Here is a 6,923-nt window from a genome sequence, read left to right as displayed (position 1 = left end):
TAGGGATATCCAGCTCACCGTTCTCGTACCGAGAATACGTTGACTGTGAAACATTTAAAAGATTAGCAATCTGGTGTTGGGTTAGATCGTTGTCTTCGCGCAGATCGCGGATTCGCTGAAACATTCACGTCACCTCGATACTATTCTAAATTATGCTCTTATCGCATATTGACTTTTATGCGTTTTGCGCATATTATGATGTTAACTACGTGGATAAGGCTTTTGATGGTCTGTTAAATTAAGCAAGTAATCGACGCTAGTAGCATAAAAATCTGCAAGTTTAATCAGAGATTGGGTAGGAATATCTAATTTTCCTGACTCATAGCGAGAATAAGTCGTTTGGCTGATATTCAGAAGTTTAGCAAGTTGTTCTTGATTCAAGTCTTTATCTTCGCGTAAGTCACGAATTCTATGATACATAAAAATCACCTCTCTTTTATTTTAGGGGAGGAAATTTGCGGATTAATTTATTATGCAATAAGCGCATAATAATTTTGAATAGTTGAGTTTGACTCGAGTTTTCCTTAAAGGAAACGTTTTTTTTGTTTCTTACATAGCAAAAGAAAGGAGATTGATTTGGAAATTTTACCCAGTCGGTTAAGAAATTGAGGAGTTGAATAAATGAACTTCTATTTACCTACCAAATAATCAGACAAATCTAAGGAGGGGTTCACATAGAAAGTGAAGTTGCTTGGAAATTGTATGCATGGGATTTATTTAGATAAGAGAGGGGATGAATAAATGAGAAAGAAAGACAAGTGTTGGCTAAATAAGCCTGTAACAACTGAAATTTTTTCGACGTTTGGCTTTGAGCAATTGGACCAAGTGACGGATACGATCAAACGTGAAATGCAGACATTATTTCCAATGTGTCACTATGCGGAAGAGGCGAGTGTAGACCTATATTTTAAAAGGTCAACGGATACGTTATTAGGCGATGAAGGCTTTGAAATCAGCAATGAAAATCATCAAACGTTTATTTATGCGAATACCAGTAGAGGATGGTTGTATGGCTTTTTTGAACTGTACAAGCATTTGATTCGGACCAATAAGTTGCCGGAAAAGTTGCGCTCGATTCCTGATCAGTCCATTCGTATGGTCAATCACTGGGATAATTTCGATGGGACGATCGAACGAGGATACGCTGGAGAATCGATTTTCTTTTCAGACAACCAATTTCGACAGGATTATGAAACTTTGCGTGAATATGCACGGCTTTTAGCTTCTATCGGAATGAATGCGGTTTCTATCAATAATGTCAATGTTCGTGGGGAGGCCAAATGGTTTATCACGGAACCGTATTTGGTCGAAATCAAAAAGATTGCAGACATTTTCGCAGCCTATGGGATTCGGACGTTTTTAAGTATCAACTTTGCGGCACCTTTATCCGTTGGAGGGCTTGTGACTGCTGATCCGTTGGCGGAAGAAGTCATTTTATTTTGGCAAAAAACAGTGGAGACGATCTATCAAGTGATACCAGATTTTGGCGGCTTTGTTGTAAAGGCCGATTCTGAAGGGGAACCCGGACCTTTTGTTTATGGTCGTGACCATAATGACGGGGCCAATATGCTGGCGAATGCCTTACAACCCCATGGCGGTCTAGTGATATGGCGCTGTTTTGTTTATGACTGTTTGCAAGATTGGCGAGATCGTTCAATTGATCGTGCTAAAGCTGCCTACGACCACTTTATGAAATTAGACGGTACGTTTGAGGAAAATGTTATTTTACAGATCAAAAATGGACCGATTGATTTTCAAGTCCGAGAACCCGTGACGCCGCTTTTTGGTTCGTTAAACAAAACCAATCAAATGCTGGAGTTCCAAGTGACCCAAGAGTATACCGGGCAACAAAAACATATTTGCTGCTTACTGCCGATGTGGAAAGATGTACTAGATTTTGATACGAAGCATCCACTTGAGCACGCCACAGTGAAGGCGATTCTACCAGAACAAAGCCCAAGTCCTAAGCATTCTGGCGTGGCGGCGGTCGTCAATGTCGGAATGGATAATAATTGGACCGGGCATAAGCTAGCGCAAGCCAACCTCTTTGGCTATGGCAGATTGATTTGGAACAATGAATTAAGCACAGAAGAGATTCTTTGCGAATGGATTGACTTGTCCTTTGAGTTGGATGATTCTGCTAAGAAGCAACTGCGCGCAATCCTCACCACATCCTACCAGACTTATGAAAACTATACTGCCCCATTAGGAATTGGCTTTATGGTTCGGCCCAATCATCACTATGGACCAGATGTTGATGGTTACGAGTACGATCGATGGGGGACTTATCATTTTGCGGATAGGTATGGTATTGGCGTTAATCGAACGTTAAAAGATGGCACCGGCTATGTAAGACAGTATGCGGATGCCTGGTGTGACACATACGAAAACGTGGACACTTGCCCAGACGAACTTATCTTATTTTTTCACCATCTACCATACGATCATGTTCTGCAAAGCGGAAAAACGATCATCCAGCATATTTATGATACGCATTTCGAAGGCTATGAAAAAGTAGAAGAATATATTGAGGAGTGGGCTTCCTTAAAGGGGCAAATCGATGCTGAAAGTTATCAAAATGTGGCTGAAAGGTTGCAGGAACAAGCACGTTCGGCTAGAGATTGGCGGGATCAAATCAATACCTATTTTTATCGCAAAAGTGGCATTCCAGATCAACACGGACGAAGAATTTATGCATGAGAAGAGGAGGAATGTCATGAGGAGAACCGGCGTGGAAGGGTCATCAGGGTTAGCTATAAAAAGTAATAACTTTTGATAGCGTTTTAATGTAGTCGAGAAATGGTTTGTAAGGTATCAAGTAAAAAAATTTTCGAAAAGTAGGTTAGTTTATCCAACTTACTTAAAGGAAATCTTAGGAGGAACAGTAATGAAAAAACGAAAACTAGTACTAGCGTTAGGCACGTTGCTTTTGGTGTCACTCGTCACAGCTGGGTGTAATGCAGGACGAAAAAAGGTGGAAACAGATTCTAGTGGGGATCGTGTAACGATCAGTTTTAGTTGGTGGGGAAATGACGATCGCCATCAGGCTACCCAAGAGATGATTGCTCATTTTGAAAAGGAATACCCGGAAATTGCGGTTAAAGGAGAGCCTAGCGGATTTGGTGATTTAGACCAAGCCTTCACTACAAGATATGCAGGTGATACGTTGGCAGATATCACGACTCTTCTTTACAATTGGGTGCCACAATTTGGTCAAAATGATGGGTTTTATAATCTTGATACGATCGATAGTCTAGATTTATCTACTTATGATCCTGAATTTTTGAAGTTTGGACAGGTTGATGGGAAGCAAGTCGCTGTTCCCTACGGAGAAAATACGTTAGTCATGTATTTAAATAAATCCGAATATGAAAGACATGGTATTGATGTCACTACGTTGAAGACGTGGGACGATTATGTGGAAGCCGCTAAGAAGTTACCAGAAGGGACCTTTTGTGTCGTATCCCCAACTTGGCGTTTTCCGGTGACGATTTGGTTACAACAGAAAACTGGAAAATCCGAATTCGACGAGAAAGGGAACATGAATTGGACAGAACAAGATTATCTCGAAGCAATGACTTGGTATAAGGAGATGGCAGATGCTGGGGTCTTTGTTTCAAGACAAGATTATTTAGAAAATGTCGGCTCAGAACCGGTATCCTTAGCCACTAACAAAAAGTGGATTGAGGGGCAATATGCGGGGGGCATCGACTGGAATGCCAGTATGTCTTCTAATTATGAAGCATTGAAAGAAGTAGGGGATGAAATGGTCGTCGTGGACTACCCGATCGCAGAAGGCGGCACCGAGGTAAATTTGATGTCAAAACCTTCACTGCTTTTTGCCGTTCGGAAAAATGTTGAGCATCCAGAAGAAGTAGGAACATTTTTAAATGAATTTTTAAATGGCGAGGAAGCAAATAAAATTTTGGGTCTTTCCAGAGGGATTCCTGCTTCTAGCAAAGCGATCGAAGCGTTGACGGAAGATGGACAATTATCAGGTGTGATGAAAGAAGGCTTTGAGTACGCCCAAAGTGTCGCAAAAATCAACCAAACACCGTTCTATGAAGATGGTACCTTAACGACTATTTACACTGCAGAAATGGAGGCTGTCGAGTTAGGAAGGACCGATTTAGAAACTGCTGCTCGCAACGTCTATACGAAAACGAAAGAACAAGCCGAAAAGCTTGCGAAAGATTATAAATTGCAATAGACAACTATCCACATACTTTATGGGAGTGAATGGCTTTTGTTTGCTTCCATGAAGTATCGTGAATCGTTGCCAAAAAAGTTTGGAGGGATTATATGAAAAAGGAAAAAGTGGGCTTGATCTATGTAACCCCTTGGCTGATTGGCTTTTTACTGCTGACCGCTTGGCCGATCTTGTCCTCATTTTATTATTCACTGACCGATTACTCGTTGGCTCGCGTGGGACAGACACCTGCATTTTTAGGTATTCAAAATTATGTAAATCTTTTTAAGGATCAAACTTTTCTTGATTCGATGCGGGCGACACTGATTTATACAGTGTTTACTGTGCCTTTTCAACTAGGGTTTGCGTTGTTCGTTGCATTTATCCTGAATTTCAAGTTAAAAGCCATCAATTTCTATCGGACAGCGTATTACATTCCCTCGATTCTAGGAGGAAACGTGGCCGTTGGTGTGCTTTGGCGATCGATGTTTCAACCAGAAGGTTTGGCAAATATCTTTCTGGGAACCTTTGGAATTGAGCCAATCAACTGGTTGTCATCACCCATTGGAGCAATGATCGTATTGATCCTCTTAAAAGTATGGCAATTTGGGTCATCCATGCTGATTTTTTTAGCTGCATTAAAAGAAATCCCGCAAGATTTATATGAGTCGTCAAGTTTAGACGGTGCTTCAAAGTGGGCGCAATTTTTTAAAATAACAATTCCGTTGATCACACCTACGATTTTTTTCAATTTGGTGATGCAACTAAACAATGCGTTTCAAGAATTTAATGGCCCATTTATTGTTACTAGTCGAGGTCCCCTCAATGCTACGTATCTCTCTTCGATGTTTATCTATGATAAAGCGTTCAAGGAATTTGATATGGGCTATGCAAGTGCGGCGAGTTGGGTCCTGTTTACGCTAATTGTTTGCTCAACGCTTCTTCTTTTTGCGAGTCAGAAACGATGGGTCTATTATTCAGATGGAGGTGGGAAATAGATGGAGGCAACACCTGAAGTATCTACAAAAAAGAATCATTCGAAAAGGTTGAGACAAACTCTGATTCGCTATGTCATTCTGACGATCGTTGCGCTGATCATGCTGTACCCGATTATCTGGATGGTGGGAGCATCGTTTAAAACAAACACGGAGATTTTCACATCAATCGGTTTTATTCCTTCGACGATTGAGTTTCAAGCGTATATTGATGGTTGGAATACCAAAGGCGATTACACCTTTACCTTGTATTTTATCAATACCTTTAAATACGTCATTCCTAAAATTCTGTTTACCGTTGTCTCGGCGACCCTTACAGCCTATGGCTTTGCTCGTTTTGATTTTCCATTCAAGAAAATCATGTTCTCACTGTTAATGGCAACGATGTTTTTACCTCAAGTTGTAACCAGAATCCCTTTGTATCTCTTCTGGAACCGCTTGGATTTATTGGATACGTATGTCCCGTTGCTCGCCAATTCATTTTTAGGACAAGAACCATTTTTTGTTTTTATGATGATTCAATTTATGCGTTCCATTCCCCGTGATCTCGACGAAGCCGCGATCGTGGACGGTTGTTCATCCTTTGGGGTTCTCTGGCGTGTATTGATTCCAGCGTTAAAACCAGCCCTTATTTCTTGTGTGATTTTTCAATTTGTCTGGAGTTTCAGTGATTTCTTAGGCCCATTGATTTATATCACTTCACAAGATAAATTTCCAGTATCTCTTGTGTTGCGGCTCAACGTTGATCCATCTACTAATACACCATGGAATCAAGTGTTTGCCATGTCGGTGATCTCATTGTTGCCGGCGATTATCCTATTCTTCAGTGCGCAAAAATATTTTGTCGAAGGTGTCACAAATTCTGGAATCAAAGGATAGGAGATAAGTATGAATTCTTTCTTTCACACTATTTCTGAGTGGACAGTTGCCATCGTCCACTCAGCGTACCAGTTTTTGGTTTATCAGCTGTATTTCATCCTCTCCAATAGTTTATTTCTAATTCTTTTGTTCTTTCTGCGACTGACGCTGAATAACGCTGTCTTCTTTTTGGTACCGCTAATGCTTTTCATAGCAAGCCTGTCTGCTCAATTCGGATTGTTTACCAACCCAGAGTATTTATCGATCAGAAAGAACTATTTCATGTATTATCGAGAAATTTTTAAGAAGAGCTGGAAACTATTTATTTTGTATGCATTGTTCATTCTCTTTATTCTTTTCAGCTTACGTGCACTGATACTTTTCCGTCTCTCTCTCATGTTGTTACCGTTTATTCTGACCAGCTGTTTCTTACTCAGCAGTATGCTTTTTGTCTTATTGCTTTCAAGTGATTTACGAGTGACCCAAATTCCATTCAAAAAGAAAATGGAATGGTCACTGTTGATAAGCTATCGACTGCCTTTAGTCACGGTCTATAACGGAGCACTTATTGGATTGTCCATTTTCTTGATGCAGCATTTTTCATTGGCGTATCTTTGTTTCTTTAGTAGCTTGATCAACTATGGAATTTATCGTAATCTAACACGACGATTTTCGCTTGCTTTGTTTTTTGAGCAGTGGATAGTTGATTAGAGAAACAAATTTTTGCATTCGCAAGCCGTTGACATAGATTTATCGCTTATTATATCTGTATTGTAAATGTATAACTTGATAGTTATTAATCAATCAATAAGTAATTTGAATTAACCATCTTTCTTAGCTCTATACAAATCTTAACTTTTTCTGTCACGTACTATGAAATG

Annotated in this window: 7 protein-coding genes; 5 read left to right on the top strand and 2 right to left on the bottom strand. The window is 40.1% G+C overall.

Translation table 11 applies throughout. The features are described 5' to 3' along the window. Together Q0A12_RS06595 and Q0A12_RS06590 are read right to left on the bottom strand one after the other, a co-directional pair. Positions 1-124: helix-turn-helix transcriptional regulator (locus tag Q0A12_RS06595; RefSeq protein WP_291291866.1), on the bottom strand; the 124-nt coding region annotated here is incomplete at its 3' end. Between the two features lie 77 nt (positions 125-201). Then, positions 202-420, bottom strand: a complete 219-nt coding sequence (locus tag Q0A12_RS06590; protein ID WP_291291865.1) for a helix-turn-helix transcriptional regulator — start codon at positions 418-420, stop codon at positions 202-204. Positions 421-741: 321 nt separating this feature from the next. Here Q0A12_RS06590 and Q0A12_RS06585 point away from each other — a divergent pair, with 321 nt between their 5' ends. From Q0A12_RS06585 to Q0A12_RS06565, 5 genes are all read left to right on the top strand, one after another. Beyond that, positions 742-2,700: an alpha-glucuronidase gene (locus Q0A12_RS06585; protein ID WP_291291864.1), complete on the top strand. Its 1,959-nt coding sequence runs from the start codon at positions 742-744 to the stop codon at positions 2,698-2,700. 187 nt (positions 2,701-2,887) lie between these two features. After that, a complete protein-coding gene (locus Q0A12_RS06580) occupies positions 2,888-4,210 on the top strand; it encodes an ABC transporter substrate-binding protein (protein WP_291291863.1) in 1,323 nt (440 codons plus the stop codon). 92 nt (positions 4,211-4,302) lie between these two features. Further along, positions 4,303-5,187: a sugar ABC transporter permease gene (locus tag Q0A12_RS06575; protein WP_291291862.1), complete on the top strand. Its 885-nt coding sequence runs from the start codon at positions 4,303-4,305 to the stop codon at positions 5,185-5,187. Further along, positions 5,188-6,063 carry a carbohydrate ABC transporter permease gene (locus Q0A12_RS06570; protein WP_291291861.1) on the top strand — a complete coding sequence of 292 codons (876 nt, stop codon included), beginning with the start codon at positions 5,188-5,190 and terminating at the stop codon, positions 6,061-6,063. A 9-nt stretch (positions 6,064-6,072) separates the two neighbouring features. Beyond that, a complete protein-coding gene (locus Q0A12_RS06565; RefSeq protein WP_291291860.1) occupies positions 6,073-6,753 on the top strand; it encodes a hypothetical protein in 681 nt (226 codons plus the stop codon). The last annotated feature ends 170 nt before the right edge of the window (positions 6,754-6,923 follow it).

This window comes from Enterococcus sp., assembly GCF_022711995.1.
Classification (GTDB): Bacteria; Bacillota; Bacilli; order Lactobacillales; family Enterococcaceae; genus Enterococcus_D.
The sequence above is the reverse complement of the archived record's forward strand: the minus strand, read 5'-3'. Positions and strand labels throughout refer to the sequence as shown.

Coding starts and splice junctions, on each gene's coding strand:
- Q0A12_RS06590 (WP_291291865.1), bottom strand. CDS start 420: ATGTATCATAGAATTCGTGACTTACGCGAAGATAAAGACTTGAATCAA.
- Q0A12_RS06585 (WP_291291864.1), top strand. CDS start 742: ATGAGAAAGAAAGACAAGTGTTGGCTAAATAAGCCTGTAACAACTGAA.
- Q0A12_RS06580 (WP_291291863.1), top strand. CDS start 2,888: ATGAAAAAACGAAAACTAGTACTAGCGTTAGGCACGTTGCTTTTGGTG.
- Q0A12_RS06575 (WP_291291862.1), top strand. CDS start 4,303: ATGAAAAAGGAAAAAGTGGGCTTGATCTATGTAACCCCTTGGCTGATT.
- Q0A12_RS06570 (WP_291291861.1), top strand. CDS start 5,188: ATGGAGGCAACACCTGAAGTATCTACAAAAAAGAATCATTCGAAAAGG.
- Q0A12_RS06565 (WP_291291860.1), top strand. CDS start 6,073: ATGAATTCTTTCTTTCACACTATTTCTGAGTGGACAGTTGCCATCGTC.